Origin of the sequence: Flavobacterium phycosphaerae, assembly GCF_010119235.1 — a bacterium.
In the GTDB taxonomy this organism is placed as follows: domain Bacteria; phylum Bacteroidota; class Bacteroidia; order Flavobacteriales; family Flavobacteriaceae; genus Flavobacterium; species Flavobacterium phycosphaerae.
In genome coordinates, this window is record NZ_JAAATZ010000001.1 from 1,217,343 (window position 1) to 1,242,454 (window position 25,112).

Genomic DNA, 25,112 nt, shown 5'->3' on the forward strand with positions numbered 1-25,112 from the left:
AAATGGATGAATAAGGTTGTTTATTTTGCCAAAAAAAATATATTTCCTGATTTTTTCAGAATTTTTACTAAATTTGGGCTTCATTATCCAAAAAATTATAATCAAACAACTAAATTTTCATTTCATGAAAAAAATTACTTTATTATTACTGTTGTTTTTCGTTTCTTTAAGTGGCTATTCTCAGTTTACGCCAGTTGTAGAAGGATTCGAGTCAACAGCAGGACCAGAAGTTCCGCCCTCAACTGACTGGTATTTAGGAACCGGAACTTGGGCCGTTTTTGATAACGATGCCGCTTCAGGGATAACCACTACTCAGCGATGGAGTATAAATACTCTTGCTGCAAATGTTTATGAAGGAGCCAATGCGGCTTACATGAACAGAGAAAACATCGGAGCAGGAAATACTTCGGAAGATTTCTTGGCGACGCCTTCAGTGCTTGTTCCTAATAATGGAGAGTTGCATTTTTATGCCAGAACATTTGCCAGCGGACAACAAGGGACTATCTTTCAAATTAGAGTTGCTCCCGGGACTGCTTCACAAAATGACCCAGCTGCTTATTCCATAGTACAGACCTATAGTGAGGCGCAATTATCAACCCTTTTCAATGTGTATGAAGAAAAGGTGGTAAATTTATCAGCGTTTGCAGGACAAAATGTATATATTGCCTTTGTGCAAGTGTTTACTCAGCCTACTACTGCTTTAGGGGGTGACCGTTGGTTACTGGATAAAGTAAGTGTTGTTGAGAAATGTATTGATCCAACTAATTTAACGATTTCCGGAATTAACTCTTTCGGCGCTACTCTGAACTGGAATAACACTAGTGGGGCTACTTCATGGGAAATTGAGGTTGTTCCTGTTACCGCTACTCCAACAGGTTCGGGTACAATATATAATGGGGCACCGCCTTTTCCTGTGTCAGGTTTACAACCTAATACTACTTATAATTATTATGTGCGAGCTTTATGTACTAATAGCTCGAGTGCTTGGGTTGGGCCTTCTGCAAATTTCACAACTTTAGTAGCGCCACCAATTTGTGGGGGTAATTATATTGATTCGGGTGGGTTAGCCGGAAATTATAGTAATAACATAACGGCAGCTTCCGGGACAACAACTATTAATCCTATTAACGTAGGTGAAGTTGTGACGGTTACTTTTACAACATTCAATACAGAACCTAATAATGACGTTTTAAAAATATACAACGGAGCGGTTTCTCCTGCCAATTTGATTGGTACATATTCAGGAACTACTTTGCCTCCGGTGATTACCTCAAGTGCTGCTGATGGAAGTTTAACTTTTGTATTTACTTCTAATGCATCTATAACAGCTGCGGGTTGGACTTCAAACATCACTTGTGGACCACCAGTGGCTTGTCCAAAATTAATTGCCTTGAATACTAGTGCCTTGTTATCTAATTCGGTTATTTTCGGTTGGACTGCTACCGGCAGTGCCACTACATGGCAGGTCTTAGCATTACCTTGTAGTGCTGCTGCACCAACGGCTGCAACTACAGGTTGGGTTTCAACAACTGATAATCCATACACTATAACAGGATTGACTTCCGGTACTTGTTACAATTTATATGTAAGAAGTGATTGTGGAGCAGGTGGTGTTGGTGAATGGGCAGGGCCTATATCCATTACGACTCCGGCATTACCGCCAGCCTGTGGTGGGAATTACGTAGACGGAGGAGGATTGACAGGAAACTATACCAACAATTCAAATGTTACAACACCAATAATTCCTACCACACCAGGTGATGTGGTAACGGTTACTTTTACTTCATTTAATACAGAGCTTAATAATGACGTTATAAAAATATACAACGGAGCTGTTTCTGCTGCCAATTTAATTGGTACCTTTTCAGGAACTACATTGCCTCCGGTAATTACTTCAAGTGCTCCTGACGGAAGTTTAACGTTTGTGTTTACTTCAAATGCGTCAGTAGTGGCTGCAGGTTGGGTTGCCAATATTACTTGTGCACCGCCAGCGGTAACTTGTACAGCCCCTGTTGCCTTAGCTACATCGGCCTTGGTGGCTAATTCTGTTTCATTGGAATGGACACCTACAGGAAGTGCTACATCATGGCAAGTGATAGCATTACCTTGTACTGACCCTGCACCAACAGCTTCAACTACAGGTTGGACGGCTGCAGGTACAAACCCATTTACTATTACAGGTCTTAATGCAACAACTTGTTATAATTTATATGTTAGAAGTGATTGTAGTTCTACATCAGGTGGTGTGAGTCCTTGGTCATTACCTATATCAATAACTACTCCTTGTTCTTTTTACACTGTACCTTTCCAAGAAGGGTTTAACTCTACTTCAACTTCAGAGCAATGTTGGAAAGTAATCAACGGAAATACCGATGCTGATCAATGGAATATGAACTATGCTACGAATCCTTTTGAAGGAGATCAGGTAGCGGTAATGTTAACTGACGGAAATGGAGCCGGAGTAAATGCTAATAATGATTGGTTGATTTCACCTCAGATTATTTTAACTGGAAATCAAAGATTGAAATTCCACTACAGAGTAGAATCAGCAGCAGAACCTAATCAGTTTAAAGTGATGCTGTCAACAACAGGATCTAATCAGGCTGATTTTACAGAAACTTTAGTGCCGTTAACTACATATAGTAACACTGGATATATAGAGAAAAAAGTAAACATCAGTGCTTATTCAGGACCGGTTTATATAGCTTGGCAAGTACCGGGAGGATTAGACGGTTGGAGAGTTTATATTGATAATGTTATTGTTGAAAATTTACCGGCATGTACAGAGCCTGATGCTGTTATAGCCAGTAACGTATCTTCGTCAACTGTTGATTTAACTTGGACAAACGGAAATACCGAAACAGCTTGGGAAGTGTTGGCGTTACCATGTGCTACAACACCGCCAACAGCTTCGGCAACAGGATATGTTGCTGCAGGTTCAAATCCTTTTACTTTGACAGGATTGAATCCAAATCAATGTTATGATATTTATGTTAGAGCGGTATGTTCCTCAACTGACAAAAGTATATGGACTTCAGCTGTAACTATAAATACACTTTGTCTTCCATTTACCGTACCATTTCAGGAAGGGTTTAACAGTACTTCAACAACAGAGTCTTGTTGGACCGTATTGAACGTTAATGGTGATACTGATGCTTGGGATATGAACTATGCTACCAATCCTTATGAAGGAAATCAGGCGGCCATGATGTTTACCGATTTCAATGCAGGAGCCAATAATGATTGGTTAATTTCACCACAAATTACTTTAAACGGAAATCAAAGATTGCGTTACCGCTATAGAGTACAATCAGCTACAGAGCCGAATGATTTTAGAGTAATGCTTTCTACTACCGGTACTGCTCCGGCAAGTTTTACAACTACTATAGTTCCGCTCGCTACTTATAGCAATATTACATATGTTGAAAAGATTGTAAATTTAACAGGAATTACAGGAGACGCGAATATTGCTTTCCATGTTCCTGCTGGAGGAGCTGACGGATGGAGATTATACATTGATAAATTTATTGTTGAAAATCTACCGACATGTTTCCCACCTATCAACCTTACCGTTTCAAATATAGAAGCAACTTCTGCTTTATTAGGTTGGACAGATACTAATACACCCTTAGCTACGCAATGGGAAGTAATTTTTGTTCCGCAAGGAGATCCAGAACCACTACCATCAGATGTCGGAGAGTTAGTGTCTTTCAACCCGGCACTTATGACCGGATTATTACCGGGAACATCTTATACTTATTATGTAAGATCGGTTTGTTCATCGACTGATAAGAGTGAGTGGTCTTTAGGGGCTAACTTCACTACTTTAATTGTGAACGACAACTGTATAGGGGCTGTTTTTGCTGTAGTTAACCAATCACAAATTTGCCAACAATCAACACCAGGAACTATAACCGGAGCTACTGCTTCAACGGGAGTTCCAGCCGCTTGTATTGGTACCGCCAATGATGATGTATGGTTTACGTTTTTAGCAACCAATCCTTATTTGAATATTGAATTACAAAATATCATCGGAACTACTACTAATTTAAACTTTGCTATATATTCAGGAAGTTGTGGTGGTCCTTTGACACAAGTATATTGTAGTACTGCCAACGATACTAGTGGTACTGTAAATAACTTAACTCTTGGACAAACTTATTTTATTAGAGTTTATTCTAACGGTAATACACCGCAAACAGCAAGTTTTGATTTATGTATCACTACTCCTTCAAGTTGTTTGTCGGGTACTTCGGCTTGTCAGAACTTACAATACCAAAATACAACGGGTGTTAACAGTCAGGGAACAATCGGGTGTTTGTCAAGTTCACCAAACCCTACTTATTATACTATCAACGTTTCTCAAGACGGACCAATTAACTTGCTTTTGACACAGTCTACCACGCAAGGGGGACCACCAAATTTAGATGTTGATTATGCTGCTTGGGGACCATTTACTAGTCAGGCTGCTGCTTGTGCTGCCATTGGAAACCCTCCAACATTAGCGCCGGGTATTGGTGTTCCTGTAAGCCAGACTACAGGGTGTAGTTTTTCACCGGCTTCTACGGAAACCCTTAATATTGCAAACGCTACTATTGGTCAAGTTTATGTGATTTTAATTACGAATTACTCTGATGATCCTGGGTTTATTAGTTTGACTCAAACCAATGACCCTTCTCAACCTGGAGCAGGAACTTATAACTGTTGTCCGGACGCGTTCTTCAAGTACACTCCGGTTACTTATTGTAAATCATCAGGAGCCACTAACCCAATTCCTACAATTGATGCAGGTTCATTGGCCGGAACGTTCTCGTTAGATCCGCTTTCACCTACAGGATTGGTATTTGCCAATACTGCTACCGGAGAAGTAGATTTGGCTGCCAGTGCACCAGGTAATTACATTATCAAAAATACCGTTGCGGCAAATCCTACCACTAACTGTGCTGAAGCTGTAAGAGGCTATACCATTAGTATTGTAGAACCATTGAGCGCTACTATTGCTTACGGTGCAGCAGCTTATTGTAAAAGCATCACTACTTTGCAGCCTGTAACTGTTACAGGTACAACAGGAGGATCTTTCTCAGTATCGCCAAACGGAGGATTATATATCAATACAACAACTGGGGATATTAACCCTAGTTTGAGTCAACCGGGTATCTATACTATTAGTTATGGTTTACCTAGTTCTCCATGTACAGGAGCTAATCCATCAACTACCGTTCAAATTTACGGATTGCCAAATATTCCTGATCAGGGACCAATAACTAAATGTGATACCTATACCTTACCGGCATTACCGGAAGGGAATTATTATGCTAATTCACAATTAACCGGACCTGCTTCAACACCATTGGATATTACTATTCCAATTACAACTACTCAAGTGATTTATGCCTACGGAATTACAGCTAATGGCTGTACAGTAGAAAAGTCATTTACAGTAACTATCAATAAAGTTGATCAACCAACCCCGGTTACTATTGTAGATCCTACATGTACAGTGCTTACAGGAACCGTTACAGTTACCCCTCCGGCCTCAGTAACATTACCTGTACCAGCTAACTTATTCATATCTGAAGTAACTGATAGTGATGCCGGTTCTTTAACTTATGTTGAGCTTTACAACGGTACTGGTGCTCCGATAAACTTAAATGGTTACCGATTGAAGTTTTATACTACTGTCACCGGGCCACCAGCTTGTGATTTACTATTGTCAGGAACAATCGCTAATAATGCAGTTAATGTTATTAAGGTAAGTGCAAACCCTAACCAAGGGGGTGTAGTACCTAACCAATCTTTCCCAGGATGCGGAGGAGTTAATAACAATGATAACATCAGATTGACTACTGCTGCAGGTGTTGAAATTGATTTATGGGGGAAAACAGATGGTTCTGTCTTCACTCCTGCGAATCAAACGGGCTACACATATAGAAGATTAGCTACTGCACCACATCCAAGTTTAACTTGGAATCCGGCAGATTGGACGGCAATAGATCCTGAAGATTATTCTAATGTGGGAAGTTATACTTATGTAGCTTCTAGCTTTGAATATGCTTTAGATTCAAATCCATATCAATCAGGTACTACATTTAATAATGTAACCCCTGGTGACCATACTATAACAGTTCACAACACAATCACAGACTGTTATTCAGCTCCGTACTCAATAACATTAAACGTAGTGGGACAAACTCCATCTGTAGCTGACTTTACTTATCCTTCAGCTCAGGTTTGTAACTTAGATACGACTAACCCTATGCCTATTCAAGCTACAGGATTTACTGCTGGCGGTGCATATTCGTATACGCTTGCACCTACAACTCCTGCTACAGCGGTATTAGCATTAAATACAACAACTGGGGAAATTGACTTAGCCACTTCAACACCAGGTATTTACTATGTTAAATATGAGTATGCATTTGACCCAATTACTTGTCAGGCTCAAGCTGATCACACAGAAACGATTGAGATTTTAGATCCACAACCGGCTAACGTCATTTTTAGTTATACTTCACCTTTCTGTAAAATTGCTGCGGCAACTTTAGCACCAACATTAGATCCTAATTTTGTGAGCGGAGGTACTTTCAGTGGTTCTGCAGGTCTTGTGATTAATGCTTCAACAGGGGTAATTGATTTAGCCTTGACTCCTGACGGAACTTACGATGTTTACTATGCTGTGAATGATGACTTTAATGCTGCATTAGGCATTTGTCAAAAAGCAACAACCTCTCCGGCAGCACAAGTGATAATTAATCCATCTACACCGGCTATTGTAGGCTTTACTTACACACCAACAACAGTTTGTAAAATTGATCCGGCTTATGCTACAGTTAGCCCGATACTGGATGCAGGTTTTGAAACGGGTGGTACATTTAGTGCTACACCTGCTGGATTAGTATTCCTTACTAATGGTGTTATTGATGTTGTTAATTCAGCTCCTAACACTTATGCTATTACTTACACTGTTGCTGATAATACGAATGGAACTAATTGTATTAAAGGCGGAACATCATCACCGTTCTCAATAACCATAATTGATGGAACTACTCCGGTAGTTGGTTTCCATTACAATTCGCCAATATGTGCGGGTATTACTGTAAACCCAATGCCTATTTTAGATGCAGGCTTTGTTACAGGTGGAATATTCTCATCAACACAACTAACGGTGGATCCAAATACTGGTGAAATCGATTTATCATCGGTTACATCAGGTCAAACGTATACTGTAAACTACGATTTGCCAATAAATGTTACTGCTCCTAATTGTCAAAAAGCTGGTGCGCCATCTTCTGCTACTATCGTAATTGCTGATCCAATTGCGGTTAATATAACAGGAGAATGTGTTAATAATAAGTTCACCCTTACGGCAAATCCGGTAAACAATTCGTTTGTTCCGACTGCAGCAACATACAATTGGGAAGATGCAGGAGGCGCCTCAGTTGGTACTGACCAAACACTTGTAATTACTACACCTGGATTATATTCAGTTACGGTTAATACCGGTGGTTGTGATGGTTCTGATGCCGATACCTTTAGCAGTGTATTGTGTCAAATTCAAAAAGGAATTTCAGCTAATAGCTCACCAGGGAAAAATGACTTCTTTGACCTTAGCGGTATGAATGTTAAAAAGCTGACTATTTTCAACCGTTACGGAATGAAAGTTTACTCTAAAGCTAATTATGTTAACGAATGGGGTGGACAATCGGATAAAGGAGATGAATTACCTGATGGAACTTACTATTATGTCATAGAACGTAATAATGGGGAAAACATAACCAATTGGATTTATATTAATAGAGCACAATAAATTTGGATTCAAAATAAAATAAAACAAAATGAAGAAAATATATTTCATTGCAATAGTAGCTTTATCGGTACTATCAGAAGTACAAGCTCAGCAAGATCCACACTATACACAGTATATGTACAACATGAGTGTGATCAATCCGGCTTATGCAGGCTCTAAAGAAAGTGTTTCAGGTGGATTACTATACAGAAAACAATGGGTAGAAATAGAAGATGCTCCTTCAACAGGAACTTTCTTTATTCACAGCCCGGTTGGCAGAAATGTTGGGTTAGGTCTTTCGGTGGTTTCCGATAAGATTGGACCGGTTGAAGAAAACAATTTCTATGGTGACTTCTCCTATACCTTAAACTTAGGTGGAGAGCACAGACTGGCTTTTGGTTTAAAAGCCGGTTTAACCATGCACAAAATTGATTTCAACACCATTTATCCAACGCTTCCGGATTTAGGTGATGATGTTTTTGGTAGTGGAAATCCAAGTGCTTCCTTTTTGAATATAGGTTCCGGGGTATTTTACTATACGGATAAATATTACTTAGCCTTCTCGGTACCAAATATGTTAAAATCAAAGTATTTAGATTTTGACGGAAGAAAGTACGGAACAGAAGTGTTGCATTATTTCTTTACCGGAGGATATGTATTTGACATTAATCCGAATTTGAAATTCAAACCGTTTGCTATGGTGAAGACCTCGGTGAATGCACCAACATCGTTTGATGTGTCTACCAACTTTATGCTGTATGACAAATTGGAGTTAGGAGCCACCTATAGATTAGAAGACTCGTTTGGCGCTATGGTAAACTTTGCCATTACACCAAGCTTAAGAATCGGATATGCTTACGACCATATTGTTTCAGATTTAAAAGTAGTAACACCGGCTTCACACGAGGTAATGTTATTATTTGATTTGAATTTCCCGAAAAAAGTATCACAATCGCCTAGATATTTCTAACCTAATAAAGCAATCCATAAAATGAAAAATCTATATATAGCATTAAGTTTTGTTGCCATTAGTTTTACTATGTCGGCGCAAAATAAAGACACCAAAGCAGCGGATAAATTATACAATCAATATGAATATGTTGATGCTGCCAAAGAATATTTAAAATTGGTAGAAAACGGAAAAGCTACTGATTATGTTTATAAGCAGCTTGCCGATACGTATTATAATATGTTTAATTCAACAGAAGCGGTTAAATGGTATGCCAAAGCAACTGAGATGACTCAGGATGCCGAAACATATTACCGTTACGCACAAATGTTGAAAGCCAATGGTAAATACGAAGAGTCTAATAAGCAAATGCAAAAATTCGCTAATGCTGCACCTTCAGATACCAGAGCCAAAGCTTTCAGAGACAATCCTAATTATGTTCCGAGATTGTTAGATAAAACTAAATTGTACAACATCAACCCTTCTGATATCAGTAGTGATAAATCTGATTTTGGAGCCATATTGTATGATAACTCGTTATATTTTACCAGTGCACGTAACGGATCACGCAAAAATTATGGGGTTTTAGACGAACCTTATCTTGATATTTACAAAGCTGATTATAATGCGGATGGTACAATCACCAATGCAGCAACGGTTAACTCATTAAATTCAAAGTACCATGATGGTCCATTGACTATGAGTGCTGATGGGAACACAGTTTATTTTTCAAGCGATAGTTTCAGAGATAAGAAATTTGAAAAAGATAAAAAGAATAATCTAAAACTTGGTAGAAATAGTATTTATAAAGCTACTAAAAATGGCGATAGCTGGGGGAATATTGAGTTTTTACCTTTTAATGGTAAAGAATTTTCAACTAGCAACCCAAGTTTAAGTCGTGACGGCAAAACTCTTTACTTCTCTTCTAACAGACCAGGAAGTATTGGTGGTGTAGATATTTGGAAAGTTAGCATCAATGCTGACGGAACTTATGGTGACCCTCAAAACTTAGGAAATAAAGTGAATACCGAAGGTGATGAAAGTTTCCCGTTTATTGCTGACGATAACAAGAACTTATTCTTTGCTTCTAGTGGTAAACAAGGTTTAGGTGGCTTTGATATCTACCAAATTGATTTATCAAAAGGGGGTGAAGCTAACAACTTAGGGAAACCGGTTAATACAGAAAAAGACGATTTCGGATTTTCATTTAACGGAACTAAAGACATTGGTTTCATTTCGAGTAACCGTAGCGGAAACGATGATATTTTTGTTGTAACTCCGGTATGTGCTGTTGATGTGACTATCGTAGTTACTAATGCTAAAACGGGAGCTATTTTAGCTAACGCCGGTGTAAGCATCATGGACGATAAGAAAAACATTATCACTTCTGAAATGTCAAATGACAAAGGAGAAGTTACTTATAAAGTGGAGTGTGACCGTCCTTATGTAGTGCAAGCTACCAAAGATGGTTTCGAGGGCAATACTTTTGCGGTTAACAAAAGCAAAGGGCCAACTGCTAAAGTGGATGCAGCCTTACAACCTATTGATGTTATCGTAACTGAAACTGAAGTGGTATTAAAACCAATCTATTTTGAATTTAACAAAAGCAACATTACTCAGGAAGGTGCTTTTGAGTTAGACAAATTAGTTCAGGTGATGAAGAACAATGACAAAATGGTTATTTATGCCAAAGCGCATACAGATAACAGAGGAAGTGATAAGTACAACTTAAACTTATCTGACCGTAGAGCTAAATCAACCGTACAGTATATTATCTCTAAAGGTATTGATGCGAGCCGTATTTCCGGAAAAGGAATGGGTGAGTTAGAACCTAAAGTTGATTGTGGTAAAGATTGTACCGAAGAACAACACGCTCAAAACAGACGTTCAGAGTTCTTGATTGTTAAGAAGTAATTTTACTTAAACCAAATATAAAAAGCCTGAGCATCGCTCAGGCTTTTTTTTATTTATACAATCCATTCTCAGGCTATCAGGATTACTTTAAAGACTCTGCTGTCTTTTTATAACATAAAGATTTTAATCAATTCATAACTTGAACACAGTTTTTTGGACAGCCTCTTTATCAACTATAACTACAACGATGGTAGTGCAAAGCAAAGAAAATAGTGTGGCGCATAAAGTAAAAGCTTGGCACATGGCTTAGTAAGTTCGGCGCATAGTCTAGTAAGCTCGGTACATTGCTTAGTAAGTTTGGAACATAGTCTAGTAAGCTCGACACATGGCTTAGTGAGTTCGGCACATGGTCTAGTCAGCTTGGTACATTGCATAGTAAGTTGGGTACATAGTCTAGTCAACTCGGTACATGGCTTAGTAAGTTCGGGACAAAGAGTTTTAGCTTGGGACAAAAGTTATAATCTAAAAAAAACCACTCCTTTTGAGAGTGGTTTTTGTGTATTGGCTGATGCCTTTTAAAGCATTGATTTATTCTTTGATAAAGCGTTTTGAAGTTGTACCGCTTTCGTTGCTTACCTCAATTAAGTAAGCTCCGGTTCTTAGTGAACCCACATAAATGGCATCGTTTTCAATTTTACCTTTACCTAATTCTTGTCCCATCATATTAAAGATTTTAAATGTTGATGGCGAAGAAAGATTGGCTATGTTCAACATATCCCCTTTAACCGGGTTTGGATATAATGTGAACGAAATCGCATTGTTGCTGCTGATTTCTTTAGCTGTAGCAGTGATGTTTACGGTATAGTCTTCTACTTGCCCGTAAGAGAACGCTTCACAAGCAGTAGGGGTTCCGTTGTATTTCATCGAAACTCTCATTCTGGTGGCTCCTAATGCAGCCGTAGCCGGGATAGTAAAGGTTCCGCTAACCGGTGTTGTTTTTGATTTGGCTTTGGTCCAAACGGTTTCGCCGGCATCGGCAAAATCACCATCTTGATTGTAGTCAATCCAAACGCCATAGCCTTCGCTGAATGCACTACCGGTCCAAGTTGGGGTAATGGTTATAGTATTTGCTGTTCCTCTAACTGCATTGGTAGTTAGTGCTGTGAAGTTTTCATAACCGGCCGTTCCTGTGGAAGTATTGCTAATGGTTCCGAAAACAACCTTGCTGATTCTTTCATCGGCGGTACTATTACCTTGAGAAGTACAGTAAGTTAAAGAAGTAGCGGCGCTGGTAGTAATACTAACGGTGTTGCTGGCTGCTGAAACATTTCCGGCTGCATCTTTGGCTTTTACGTTAAAAGCATAAGTAGTTGAAGCGGTTAAACCACTCACGGCATAAGTTGTGGAAGCAGTTGAAGCTAATAAAGTTCCGTCTTTATAAACATCATATCCGGTAACCGCTACGTTATCGGTAGCACCTGACCATGATAAGTTAGTTCCGGTTGCAGTAGTGCCTGAAGCCGTTAAAGTTGGAGCCGTTGGAGCGGTTGTATCCACAACAGCAGCTTGGATATTGACGGTGTAATCTTCTACTTGACCATAAGAGAATGTTTCACAGGCTGTTGGAACAGCGTTGTATTTCATAGAAACTCTCATTCTGGTAGCGCCCAAAGTAGCTGTGGTTGGAATGGTAAAGGTTCCGCTAACCGGAGTAGTTGTAGAAGCAGCTTTGGTCCATACGGTTTCTCCTGCATCCGTAAACACTCCGTTTTTGTTGTAATCAATAAATACGGCATAGCCTTCTGCATAAGCAGTGCTGGTCCAGGCCGGCGTTATGGTAATGGTATTAGCCGTTCCTGCTGTTGCGTTAGTTGAAAGGGCTGTGAAATCTTCATAACCCGCAGTTCCGGTAGAAGTATTGTTGATAGTACCGAATACAACTTTACCAATTTTTTCATCGGCCGTGCTGCTTCCCAATGAAGTACAGTAGGTTAATGAAGCCACTGAAGTAGTTACGCTTACGGTATTGCTGGCTACGGATGAATTTCCGGCAGCATCTTTGGCGATAACATAGAAAGAGTAAGTTGTGCTGGCACTTAAGCCACTAACCGCATACGTTGTTGAAGCTGTAGTAGCTTTGAAAACACCATTTTGATAGACATCATAAGCGGTTACTCCCACGTTGTCAGTAGCACCTGACCATGATAAATTAGTTGATGAAGCGGTAGTTCCTGAGGCTGATAATGTTGGTGCTGTTGGCGCGGTTGTATCTACCACCGGTGCCAATGTAGTTACGCTAACGGTATTGCTGGCTGCAGAAGCATTTCCTGCGGCATCTTTTGCTTTAACTGTGAAAGCATAGGTTGTTGAAGCCGTTAAACCTGCAACGGTAAAAGGAGAAGCTGTAGTTGATGTTAGTAAAACGCCATCTTTATAAATATCGTATCCGGTTACCGCTACGTTATCAGTAGCACCCGACCAAGACAATACAGTTGCAGTTTGTGTAGTTCCTGAAGCCACCAATGTTGGTGCTGTTGGAGCTACGGTATCTGTTGAACCCGATGTAATGGTAAAGTTGGCATTAGATACATCGAAGAAAATATGGTTGGTTCCTTTTACCATGATTCGGTTAGTCGTTCCCGGTGTATTCGGAATGGTAACGGCCTCTGTTCCGTCATTTGGAGTAGCGGCTAATAAAGTTGACCAAGTTGTTCCGCCGTTAGTGGATAATAATATATCTACATTGGCACAGTTTACTCCGTTGGCTGTTGTACCGGCTACCGCCCAAGTTACCATTTGCGAAGTACCACCCACATAAGAAACAGCAGTATTTGGTGAAGTCACTGAAAACGGACCTGCAGTTGCATTAACGGTTACAATCATATCATCACTGTTATTAGCAGGGCCTCCGGCATGGTTATCACGAACCGTTACTCTGAAATTTAGCGTACGGGCTACAGATGGTAACGCCTCTACAGTAATTTCAGCACCAGCAGTTGTAGTAGCACCGGTTAATACCGAGGCCATTCTTGGGAAATAACGCGTTGGTGAGGTAGTTGAATTGTATGATCTGAAATCAACTCCGGTAGTTTTAGTAGCACTTGGTGCTGCCGAGGTAGTCTGAGAATCCATTTGTTCCCAGTTGTAAGTTAACGCATCACCATTGGCATCAGTACCAACGGCAGTTAGCATAAACGGAGTGCTTTTAGGAATAGTATAGTCTAAACCGGCACTGGCCGTTGGGATAGCATTTCCTGTTGACGTATTTACGGAACAAGTTTTGGCTTTAATGTTATTAGTAACTTGCTGAATGCTTACGGCATGGAAGTAAGGGTCAGAGTGTGGTTGAATGTCAAGCGAAGTAATTCCGGCATATCCCATAATGGTTGAGCCTGAACCCGGTTCCACTTGAACGCCCGAACCTTCGTTACTGTGCGTAAACGTATGGTTGGCCCCAAATTGATGGCCCATTTCATGCGCTACATAATCCACATCGAAGTTGTCGCCGGATGGAATTCCGTCTGCTGGAGAAGTGATACCGCTTCCTTTAGAACCATTAACACATACACAACCGATGCAACCTGCATTACCACCGCCACCGGTAGCTCCAAATAAGTGTCCGATGTCATAATTAGCCTCGCCAATTACAGAAGTTAAGGTAGATTGTAATTGTGCATTCCATTGCGACATGCTTGCTGCTGCTGAATAAGGGTCGGTTGAAGCGTTAGTATAAATTACCAAATCAGTATTGGCAATCAAGACCATTCTGGCCGAGAAATCATTTTCAAAAATAGCATTCACACGAGTCATCGAAGCGTTTATAGCCGCTAAGGCCAAAGCTTTGGTGCCTCCAAAGTACACGGCGTATTCTCCGGTACATGACATAGCCAAACGGAAAGTACGTAAAAGTCCGTCATCAGCATTAGGTCTTGCCGTGCTGCTTTCTATCTGAGGGGTTGCTACGTCAATGACTTTACACTCAAAAGGCGTTAATGAAATAGCTTTGTCCGCTTTGCGATAAACGGTGTAAGTCGTCAAATCTTGAGAAATAGGCTCAATGAATTCGGCCGATTTATCGGCACGCAATACCATTGATTTAAATCCTAATGGGGAAACACTGAAGTAAGCTTTAGCGCTCAAATCATCGATTCCGGTGCCCAGGTAAGATTTGATTTCAGGATATTTTGCCGCTAATGCCGGATCCATGATGGAGTTTTCGTAAATACGAAAGCGTTCCATAGTTCCGTTGGCATTGGGAATGGAAATAACATTTTGAGAGTAAGCCTTTGCGGTGGTCCTTTGTGCCGAACCTTGCAAAGCAGTTTGTAAGTCTGAAAGATTTAGTTGAAACAAATAGTTTTCGGGTAAATTCATTCGACTGTCAAGTGCGATTAAGTCACTTTTTTTGGTGGTCGACTTCCAAAGTGCGGCTTTGTTTTGGGCAAAACCCACACTAGATATTGCCAAAAAAGCAATAGAAAGTAATTTAAATTTCATAGTGTATAGAATTAATTAAAATGGTGCCTCAAAAGTAAAATTAATTTTGAGAAAAAGAGGTTGTTTTTGCTAAAATCGAGATTAAATCGATAAACTACATCCTTAATTATTAATACATTGACAAAAATTAAGAATAATTCGTATGAAAATGATAATTTTAATATTTTTTGAATAATCATTTGACTTAAAAAAGTATTTTTAGAAAAAAAACAGCCGATGCATTTAAGTTATTGGGAACTCAAAAATTGGTTTACAGAAGTTGATTATACTGTTGTTGGCAGCGGTATAGTCGGACTGCATTGTGCATTACAGTTGAGAGAACGATTTCCGGAGAGTAAAATCTTGGTCTTAGAAAAAGGGCTTTTGCCACAAGGTGCCAGTACCAAAAATGCCGGTTTTGCTTGTTTTGGCAGTCTTTCCGAAATCATAGATGATTTAAAAACCCATAGCGAAGAAGAAGTAATTCAACTCATTCAAAAGCGTTGGCAAGGCTTGCAATTGTTGCGAAAAAACCTTGGCGATGCTGTAGTTGATTTCAAACCTTATGGCGGGTATGAGTTATTTTTAAAAGATGATGACAGTGCTTATGCGGAATGTTTACAAAAACTGCCGTTTATCAATGAGCTACTGAAACCGCTTTTTAGGAATGATGTTTTTGCCAAAGAAGTGGATCGTTTTGCTTTTGAGAGGATACAGGATTATGTGATTTTTAATCCGTATGAGGCACAAATTGATACCGGTAACATGATGGAAGCACTGCTGAGAAAAGCAGTGGTCAATGGTGTTTTAATTCTCAATCAGGTTGAAGTTACTTCTTATCAGGAAAAGGTTGATGGAGTTCAAGTAGCTTTGGGGGATTTTAGTTTTGAGACTAAAAAATTACTTTTTGCTACGAATGGCTTTGCGGGGGAGTTGACCAATAATCAAGTAAAACCGGCCAGGGCTCAAGTGTTGATTACGGAGCCTATTCCTAATCTTGATATTAAAGGAACATTTCATTTGGACAAAGGGTATTATTATTTCAGAAATATTGATGACAGAATCTTGTTAGGTGGCGGCCGGAATTTAGATTTTGAAGGTGAGACCACCACGGAGTTTGGTCAAACTGAATTAATTCAAGATCGTTTGGAATGGTTGTTAAAAAATGTAATTTTACCTGACACTAACTATACTATCGCTCATCGTTGGAGTGGGATAATGGGATTGGGAGCCAGTAAAAGGCCTATGGTTGAACCGCTTTCGGCACATGTTTATTGTGGTGTCAGGTTGGGCGGTATGGGAGTGGCCATTGGTAGTTTGATAGGAAAAGAATTAGCAGATTTAGTATGATAAAGAAAATTTTTCGCTGGGTTTGGAAAGCTATGCTTTGGTTTTTTGGGCTTTCTATAGTGTCGGTTATTATTTTTAAATGGGTACCTATTCCGTTTACGCCTTTAATGGTTACGAGAATAATCGAATTTAAGCTTGATGGGAATGATGCTATATACAGTCATGATTGGGAGCCTTTGGAAAACATTTCGCCCAATTTACAAAAAGCCGTTATTGCCAGTGAAGATGCCAATTTTTTAAACCATTCCGGGTTTGATTTTAAAGCAATGCAAAAAGCATTTAAAAGCAATCAAAAGGGGAAAAGACTCAAAGGAGGAAGTACCATTTCGCAACAAACAGCTAAAAATGTTTTTTTGTGGCAAGGCAGAAGCTACGTTCGTAAAGGATTGGAGGCCTATTTTACAATTCTAATTGAACTCATTTGGGGCAAAGAACGCATCATGGAAGTGTATTTAAATAGTATAGAAATGGGCAATGGAGTGTATGGGGCACAAGAAGCTGCCCGTCATTGGTACAGCAAAAAAGCCATTGAGTTAACACCAAGGGAAGCCGCAGGAATCGCTGCTATTTTGCCTAATCCGAGAAAGTTTAAAGCGTCTAATTCTTCCTCTTATATCAACAAACGGAAAGACCGTATTATGCGCTCAATGCGTCATATGGGAAGTATAAAGTATTAAAAAAAGCCGACTGCATCTAGTCGGCTTTTTTGTTTTTATATTGAATTCGTTTAGTAAAATAGCGGTTTGTACTGTTGCCAATGTTTGTAGATTAGTATGCCGTTAAAGACTGTAACCAATAACGCAAATGATAATCCGGGGATGTCCAAAAACAAATGAAACAACAAGATGTTAATAGATATTGGTGCCAAGAGGATCAACGCAAAAGCCACCCATTTTTTCATCAAAAGCATGATGCCGATAATAACTTCCAAAACACCAACCACCGGGAAAATATAACCGGTTGCGCCTAGTGAATTCATAAAATCGCCTGCTGAACCAGTGGGCGCTTCCATTGGAATAAAATGTAAAAACTTATTGGCACCAAAAATAACGAGAGCCAAACCTAAAGCAATTCGAACGATTTTAGTAAACATTGAATTCATATAATGCGGTTTTTAGATTAGTAATAAGGTAAAAATAGCATTAATTATTTATTAAATAAATATAGAAATTCTTAAAGTTTTAGCTTAATTATAAACAATGTTAAAAATCAATGAAAAACAATTAGGACTAAATAGCAAAGTTAATTCCCAAAACAATGCTGCGTCCCACATTAGGAATACCGTCGGATTTCAATCGAGACAAATGCGAAACATAGGTTTTGTCTAAAAGATTGTTGGCATTCAGATTTAAATTAAAGATGGTTTTATTTAGAATTATTTTTCCGCCTAACCCAAGGTTTACCAGCGTATATCCATTGGTTTTGGTTTCAAATTCGCTGTGGTTGTTTTGCGCCAAAGTGCTTTCGATATTCAAGGTGGCAAATCCTTCTTTCCACCAGTTTTTCAGTTCGAATTCGCCACGAAAAGTGTTGTTCCATTTGTTGGCCGGAATTAACGGCAAGTTGTCACCGTTGTCTTTTTTGCCGATTACAGTTTCAAAACTACTCGTGAAATGCAACCAATCTAACGGGTGTGGATGAAAGTGTATCCCTGCTTCACCGCCATATAATTTGGCATTGGCCTGAACATAATCGTATACATTATTTCCGTCAATGATAGTACCGTTTGGCGAAATAAAAATGTAGTGGTTGATGTGATTATAGAATCCGTTCGCAAAAATTTCGAAATGGGAACTTTTGTATTCCAAATTCAAATCGGTTTGCAGGTTTTGTTCGTTTTTCAAATCAGCATTCCCAATTTCATATCGGTTGCTGCCTTCATGTACTCCATTCGATGTCAATTCGGCTAAATTGGGCGCTCTAAATCCGGAAGCTACATTTAAACGCAAGGTGAAATCATCAGCCAAATGGGTTTTGTAGCCCAAAGAAGCATTGAAACTGTCAAAACTTTTATCGATGGCTTTAAAATACCCTTCAGTGTTCGCTGTGCCATGTTCTTCGGTACTAACTTTTCTGTTATCAAAACGCAAACCAGCCTGTAATACATTTTTCCCGAATTCGTAATTCGCCGTTCCGAAAACCCCAAAGTCATTAGTTACAGCATCCGGAATCAAAAGTTCTTCTCCCGAATTGGTATTCGTTTGATGCATGCCTTGTACGCCAATGATGGTTTCTACTTTGCCCAATTTTGGGAAATAATATTTCAAGTCATAATTAAGGGTTCGCAATTTCATGTGCAAACTGGCCACATTGCTGTCTTCAAATTCACTACGGTCATTAAAAATATAACCCAAATCAGCATCGAGTTTAGAATTTTTGAAATAGAAATTATTGTGCAGGCTAAGGATATGATTGTTAACCGCTTGTCTGGGAAATTCGGTCTCATGACTGGTTGATTGTTTAGCGATGCCATTTTCCGGAATGCCTAAATCCAACTTGTTAAAATTATAGCGCAATACACTCGAAAAACTGGAATTGCTGTAACCGATACCGGTTTTCAAATCACTTTCGTTGTACCGCGTATTAGTCACTCGGTCGCCATTCGGAATTTGATAATCGGCGTGGGTGTTGTAACTGCCCCTTGCTAAAAATTTCCAATTGTCTGTAGAGGTTTTTAAACCCAAAGAGGTGTTACTTCCCAAGGTATTCGAAAACAAACGCTGACTGAAATCGGCTTTGAATTCGTTAGCATTAGCAAATTTTTCAGGATTAAAATACAGAACACCACCCAGCGCATCCGAACCATAAAGCAATGAGGCAGGACCTTTGATGACTTCTACACTTTCCACTCCGGCATCGTTTAACCCCAGTCCGTGTTCCTCACCAAATTGTTGATTCTCCAATCGAACGCCTTGTGAATATACTAAAACTCTGTTGCCGCTTAAGCCCCGAATAACCGGTTTTCCGATAGAAGTTCCCGTTGAAACCTGAGCCACTCCGGGAATGGTTGCCAAACCTTCAATGAGTGTGGCTGCTCCTTTTTGTTGCAATGATTTCAAACTTTCATGTTCTACTTTCATCACGTTTTGGGATTGCAGTTTGTTAAAAGCTGTAGATACAATGACTTCATCCATGTGGATGATATTTTCTTCTAAAGTTACATTCAGGATTATTTCTTTTTCCGAAAGTGTAGTAGGAATAGATTTAGTTGCATAGCCCATAGCAGAAAACAATACAGTAAAAGTACCGTTGGGCAAATTGGTTAAAGCGTATTTGCCCTCCGCATCCGCAAGGGTTTCTTTGTGAAGTTCCGGTAATGAAATAATGACGTTCGGAAGGGCTTTGTTGTCTTTGTCGGATATAGTTCCTGAGACTTTGTTTTGGCCGGTAGCCAATAGTGAAAACGCTATGAACAGCGTTAGATATACTAATTTCATGGATATAGTTTTATGTTAATGAATAAAGGCCAAAAGGAATTTTGGCTCTAAAACGATTTAAGCAATAAAACTTGGGGGCGCCCGAAGCGCGAAGAGACTTCCGCGGAAAAACTGCGTTATTTCTTTGGAATAGCAAAATGAATATTTGGTAATAACATCAACTTTTTGCGAAGTAAAAACGGTAGTTGGTGTCGAAATAAAACTGCTGAAAGCAAATTCACAAACAAAACAATGATCAAAGCCTTCATGGGCATGACCTACTTCGGTTTGGTTGTGATGGTAGCTGTGGTTGCAGTGCTTGGCTGAAAATTGTTGCTCCAAGTGCCCAATAGCATCAATTGATTGGATTAAAATGGCAAACAATACCACCAACCCCATCAAAGCATTCAGGATGTGCAACTTTCTTTTCATTGCAGCAAATGTAAGGTATGCCCAAAAAAAAACCGTTTGATTTTAACAAATTTTATGATTTGCAAAACCAAACGGTCCCTAATTATTGTCATTTCCGAGAAGGAGAGAGGATCTATACCAATTTATGGGCCACTAAATATTCGGCAATTTGAATGGTGTTTGTAGCAGCGCCTTTTCTTAAATTGTCAGATACAATCCACATGTTTAAGGTGTTAGCCTGACTTTCATCACGACGAATTCTACCAACAAACACATCGTCTTTTCCTTGTGCATATAATGGCATTGGGTAAGTATAAGTGTCTGTATTGTCTTGAACAGTTACTCCGTCTGTGTGGTGTAAAATGTTGCGCAAATCATTTACATCAAAATCATTTGAAAACTCAATATTTACAGCCTCACTGTGTCCGCCTACAATAGGAACACGAACAGCAGTAGCTGTGACGTTGATGCTGTCATCGCCGATTATTTTTTTGGTCTCACGAACCAGTTTCATTTCTTCTTTAGTGTAGCCGTTGTCTTCAAAAACATCACATTGAGGAATGGCATTGCGATGAATTTGGTATTTATAAGCCATTTCACCTTGCACACCGGCGTATTCATTTTCTAATTGTTGTACTGCTTTTACTCCTGTTCCTGTGATGGATTGGTAGGTAGAAACAATAACGCGTTTGATGTTGTATTTTTTGTGTAACGGAGCCAAAACCATAACCATCTGAATCGTTGAACAATTAGGGTTAGCAATAATTTTATCTTCTTTGGTTAAGGTGGAAGCATTGATTTCCGGAACGACTAATTTTTTTGTCGGGTCCATTCGCCAAGCCGAAGAATTGTCAATTACGGTAGTTCCTGCTTCAGCAAATTTGGGTGCCCAAGCTAGAGAGGTTTCGCCACCGGCTGAGAACAAAGCAATATCAGCTTTCATATCCACTGCTGTTTGTAATCCAACCACTTTATATTTTTTTCCTTTGAATTCAATTTCTTTTCCCACCGATTTTTCAGAAGCCACAGGAATTAATTCGGTAACAGGAAAATTTCTTTCTGCTAAAACCTTAAGCATCACTTCGCCAACCATTCCGGTTGCGCCAACAACAGCAACTTTCATATATTAATGTTTATTCGATTTATAAAAATTTGAAGTACAAAAGTATAGAGAAATTCATTTGGTTTATCATTTTTATAAAAAAAGAAAAACCGCCTCATTTAAGAAGCGGTTTAGTTAGAATATATAATGTAGCGGTATTATTTTTTCAGTAAATCTCTGATTTGAGTAAGCAATTCTTCCTGAGTAGGACCGGCCGGTGCAGCAGGTGCAACTTCTTCTTTCTTTTTCATGCTGTTAATAGCTTTAACCATGATGAAGATTACAAAGGCAATAACAAGAAAACTAATTACTGCCGCCAGAAATTTTCCATAAAGTATTCCTCCATCCGTTTTTAAATCGGCTAAGTTTTCAACTTGTGCTGCTTTTAATGCCGGATTCAATAATGCAGGAGTAATAACATCTGATACTAATGAATTTACAATAGCGCCAAATGCAGCTCCAATGATTACTCCAACTGCCAAATCCATTGCATTTCCTTTTGCAATAAAGTCTTTAAATTCTGAAATCATTCCCATAATTATTTGTTTTATTTGGTTAATTAATAGAACTAAGATAGCTAAAATTTTAACATTTTAACATTTCAAGTAAAAAAATTATTCCCTAAAGAAGACCCGTTTAACCCGTTGTGAAATGCCGGTTAAAATTTCATAAGGAATCGTTCCCAGTTGTTTGGCCATATAATTCACCGTGGGGTTTTCGCCAAAAATGACAACACTATTTCCTTCTTTACAATCGATATCGGTCACATCGGCCATGAGCATGTCCATACAAACGCTACCTACAATTTTAGCTTGCTTACCATTAATAGTTACATAACCAACGCCATTGCCCCAACTTCTTCTGATGCCATCAGCATAACCAATTGGGATAGTGGCTATTTTGGTTGATTTATCGGCTATAAATCTTCGGCCGTAGCCAACGCTTTCGCCTTCATCTATAGTTCTGATTTGAGAGATAACTGATTTTAAAGTACCCACATTTTCCAATTGTTTTTGCTCTTCGTCATCGTTGGAAATGCCATACAAACCAATGCCTAAGCGAACCATATCATATTGCGCTTCCGGATAATTGGTAATGCCCGATGTGTTTAAAATATGACGAATCGGTTTTATGTTGAGTTCGGTTTGCAGTTGCGAAGACAATTTTTCAAACAAGGCAATTTGCGATTTGGCAAAAGCATCGTGATTCAAATCATCACTAGTGGCCATGTGCGACAAAATACTTTTGATTTGTACCGTTTCATTCCCACGAAGGATTCGAATAAGGTCCTGCAGATTTTCTTCTTCAAAACCCAATCGGTGCATGCCCGTGTCAATTTTGATATGAATAGGAAAGTGTTTCAGTTTTCTTTGTTCCGCAATTTTGAGGAAAGCTTTTAATCCTTTTATCGAATAAATTTCGGGTTCCAACTGATGCTGAATAATAGCAGCAAAACTGGTAGTTTCCGGATTTAACACCATAATGGGTACAGTAATACCGGCACTTTTCAAAGAAATTCCTTCATCGGCGAAAGCCACACCAAGATAATTTACTTTGTGATGCTCGAGTAATTTGGCAATTTCAAAACCACCGTTGCCATAACCAAAAGCTTTGACCATCACCATCATTTTGGTTTTGGGAGCCAACTTTGATTTAAAGAAATTCAAGTTGTGGCTGATGGCGTTGAGGTTGATTTCGAGTACCGTTTCATGGGTTTTTTCTTCGAGCATTGATACGATTTGTTCAAAGTGAAAATCGCGCGCACCTTTAATCAGAATGGTTTCGTTTTCAAAATTCAGCTGGTCAAATGCGTTGGCAAATTCGGCTACATCTTTAAACGTAATTCCGTTAATGAATTTATTCTTGTATTGCGAAATCGTTTCACCAATACCAATCACACGCGTAATTTTGTTGGATATAATCAATTGCGAAACCTGCGAATATAACTCTTCATTATTCAATCCGCTCTGAAAAATATCGGAAAGAATGATGGTTTTTTTCTTGTGCTGTTTTTGATGTTCTAAAAAGTCCAAAGCAATTTTCAGCGATTGGAAATCGGAACTGTAACTGTCGTCAATAAGCGTACAATTGTAAATCCCTTTTTTTACTTTTAAGCGCATTTCTACCGGATACAATTGCGCCATTCGGGTCTGAATCACATCGTGTTTGTAACCAAAATAAAGCATCACCATCATGCACTGAATGGCATTTTCTACCGAAGCCTGATCCTGAAACGGAATCGTAATCGGGAAGGTGTCTTCTCGGTAAGTGATTTGCAATTCGGTTAGCTCGCCATTGTTTTTCTTGGTGATATAAACATCGGCACTTTTGTCATCCGAACACCAACTAAAGGTTTTAATCTTCGGATTGATAAAAGCATTGATAGTCTTGTTTTTATTTAAAATCAACACATTCACCGAAGAGAATAGCTTTAATTTTTCTTTGATTTTTTCACCCACACTCGGAAAACCTTCATCATGCGCCGAACCTATGTTGGAAAGAATACCAATCGTAGGACGAATAATTTTTTGGAGCTTCTCCATTTCGTTGGTCATAGAAATTCCGGCTTCAAAAATTCCGAGATTGTGTTTTTCGTTAATACCCAAAATGGAAAGCGGCACACCCACTTGAGAGTTGTAACTTTTGGGACTGCGAATGATATTAAAATCAGGACCCAACAGGAAATTCAACCATTCCTTAATGATGGTTTTTCCGTTACTTCCGGTAATGCCGATTATTGGAAATTCAAACAAACTGCGATAGTAGGCCGCAAATTTCTGTAGCGCTTCCAGCGTGTTTTCTACCACCAAAAAGTTTGCTTTTCCTAAGGCGTTTTCGGGAATATGCGTTACCACAAAATGCTGTACGCCTTTGGTAATAAGCTCTTCTATATATACATGACCGTCATGATTGGGTCCTGTTATAGCAAAAAATAAGGTGTTTGCTCCGTTTTGCAACGAACGGCTGTCGATAGAAATAGTATCAATCACCGCTACATCATTTTGGCCAACCCAATTGGCTTTGATGATGGAGACAATATTTCGGATAGTTTGTGTCAAGGTATGGGGTGTTATTACTGCGTCAGTTCGCTGCGCTCGGGTCTTCTTTAGACAAGTTTTCGGCGTCTTTTACAATCATGTTTTCACGCATGGCATTAAAATAGGCTGCCCGACTCAAAGGTTCGTATTCTTCGGTTTCACCTAACATTACAAGTTTGTCGTTGTCATTTTTTCGGAAACTGTAATGTGCTAAATTGCCGGTTCGGGTACAAACCGCGTGTACTTTGGTTACATATTCGGCGGTGGCCATCAATGCCGGCATCGGGCCAAATGGGTTGCCTTTAAAATCCATATCCAATCCGGCTACGATTACTCGAATTCCGGAATTGGCCAAATCATTGCAAACGGCTATGATTTCGTCATCAAAAAATTGGGCTTCATCAATACCTACCACATCACAACCTTGTGCTAAGATGCGAATATTGGCAGCGGCCGGGACAGGAGTGGAACGGATTTCGTTTTTATTGTGCGACACGACCATCTCTTCATCATAGCGCGTATCGATAGAAGGTTTGAAAATTTCTACTTTTTGTTTGGCAAACTGGGCTCTTTTCAATCGGCGAATCAGCTCTTCGGTTTTGCCCGAAAACATCGATCCGCAAATGACTTCAATCCAACCAAATTGTTCTTTATGATTTACTGTATTTTCGAGAAACATTTTGTAATTTTCAACCTTTAAAATTTGAATACTTTTGTTACTTTGTAACGC

13 protein-coding genes are annotated in these 25,112 nt (G+C 39.2%); 5 read left to right on the forward strand and 8 right to left on the reverse strand.

Annotation, left to right across the window (positions count from 1 at the left end; all coding sequences use genetic code 11):
- Nucleotides 1-124: 124 nt before the first annotated feature.
- Genes GUU89_RS05450 through GUU89_RS05460 form a run of 3 tightly spaced genes read left to right on the forward strand, consistent with a single transcriptional unit; the run spans nucleotide 125 to nucleotide 10,649 of the window.
- The gene (locus GUU89_RS05450; protein WP_162126977.1) at nucleotides 125-7,807 is read left to right on the forward strand and encodes a choice-of-anchor J domain-containing protein; all 7,683 of its coding nucleotides are present in this window, start codon (nucleotides 125-127) and stop codon (nucleotides 7,805-7,807) included.
- Between the two features lie 28 nt (nucleotides 7,808-7,835).
- Entirely contained in the window at nucleotides 7,836-8,756 is a 921-nt protein-coding gene (locus tag GUU89_RS05455; RefSeq protein WP_162126978.1) for a PorP/SprF family type IX secretion system membrane protein, read from the forward strand.
- Nucleotides 8,757-8,777: 21 nt separating this feature from the next.
- Nucleotides 8,778-10,649 carry an OmpA family protein gene (locus GUU89_RS05460; RefSeq protein WP_162126979.1) on the forward strand — a complete coding sequence of 624 codons (1,872 nt, stop codon included), beginning with the start codon at nucleotides 8,778-8,780 and terminating at the stop codon, nucleotides 10,647-10,649.
- 528 nt (nucleotides 10,650-11,177) lie between these two features.
- Here GUU89_RS05460 and GUU89_RS05465 read toward each other — a convergent pair.
- A complete protein-coding gene (locus GUU89_RS05465) occupies nucleotides 11,178-15,086 on the reverse strand; it encodes a GEVED domain-containing protein (protein WP_235921987.1) in 3,909 nt (1,302 codons plus the stop codon).
- 216 nt (nucleotides 15,087-15,302) lie between these two features.
- On the opposite strand from GUU89_RS05465, the gene GUU89_RS05470 reads away from it, so the two are divergent.
- On the forward strand, nucleotides 15,303-16,415 hold the full coding sequence (locus tag GUU89_RS05470) for an NAD(P)/FAD-dependent oxidoreductase (RefSeq protein WP_162126980.1): 1,113 nt from the start codon (nucleotides 15,303-15,305) through the stop codon (nucleotides 16,413-16,415).
- Complete coding sequence (gene mtgA / locus GUU89_RS05475) at nucleotides 16,412-17,092, forward strand: monofunctional biosynthetic peptidoglycan transglycosylase (protein WP_162126981.1); 681 nt, start codon at nucleotides 16,412-16,414, stop codon at nucleotides 17,090-17,092. The genes GUU89_RS05470 and mtgA overlap by 4 nt, the downstream gene beginning before the upstream one ends.
- Before the next feature lie 50 nt (nucleotides 17,093-17,142).
- Here mtgA and GUU89_RS05480 read toward each other — a convergent pair whose 3' ends face one another.
- The 7 genes from GUU89_RS05480 to GUU89_RS05510 all read right to left on the reverse strand — a co-directional run bounded on the left by GUU89_RS05480 (nucleotide 17,143) and on the right by GUU89_RS05510 (nucleotide 25,061).
- Entirely contained in the window at nucleotides 17,143-17,517 is a 375-nt protein-coding gene (locus GUU89_RS05480) for a DoxX protein (RefSeq protein ID WP_162126982.1), read from the reverse strand.
- A gap of 127 nt (nucleotides 17,518-17,644) precedes the next feature.
- Entirely contained in the window at nucleotides 17,645-19,852 is a 2,208-nt protein-coding gene (locus tag GUU89_RS05485) for a TonB-dependent receptor (RefSeq protein WP_162126983.1), read from the reverse strand.
- A 57-nt stretch (nucleotides 19,853-19,909) separates the two neighbouring features.
- Nucleotides 19,910-20,263, reverse strand: a complete 354-nt coding sequence (locus GUU89_RS05490; protein WP_162126984.1) for a hypothetical protein — start codon at nucleotides 20,261-20,263, stop codon at nucleotides 19,910-19,912.
- A gap of 112 nt (nucleotides 20,264-20,375) precedes the next feature.
- Entirely contained in the window at nucleotides 20,376-21,365 is a 990-nt protein-coding gene (locus GUU89_RS05495; protein ID WP_162126985.1) for an aspartate-semialdehyde dehydrogenase, read from the reverse strand.
- Between the two features lie 137 nt (nucleotides 21,366-21,502).
- A complete protein-coding gene (mscL, locus tag GUU89_RS05500; RefSeq protein ID WP_162126986.1) occupies nucleotides 21,503-21,880 on the reverse strand; it encodes a large conductance mechanosensitive channel protein MscL in 378 nt (125 codons plus the stop codon).
- A 78-nt stretch (nucleotides 21,881-21,958) separates the two neighbouring features.
- The gene (locus GUU89_RS05505) at nucleotides 21,959-24,403 is read right to left on the reverse strand and encodes a bifunctional UDP-N-acetylmuramoyl-tripeptide:D-alanyl-D-alanine ligase/alanine racemase (protein ID WP_162126987.1); all 2,445 of its coding nucleotides are present in this window, start codon (nucleotides 24,401-24,403) and stop codon (nucleotides 21,959-21,961) included.
- Nucleotides 24,404-24,425: 22 nt separating this feature from the next.
- On the reverse strand, nucleotides 24,426-25,061 hold the full coding sequence (locus tag GUU89_RS05510; protein WP_162126988.1) for a thymidine kinase: 636 nt from the start codon (nucleotides 25,059-25,061) through the stop codon (nucleotides 24,426-24,428).
- Between the last annotated feature and the right edge of the window lie 51 nt (nucleotides 25,062-25,112).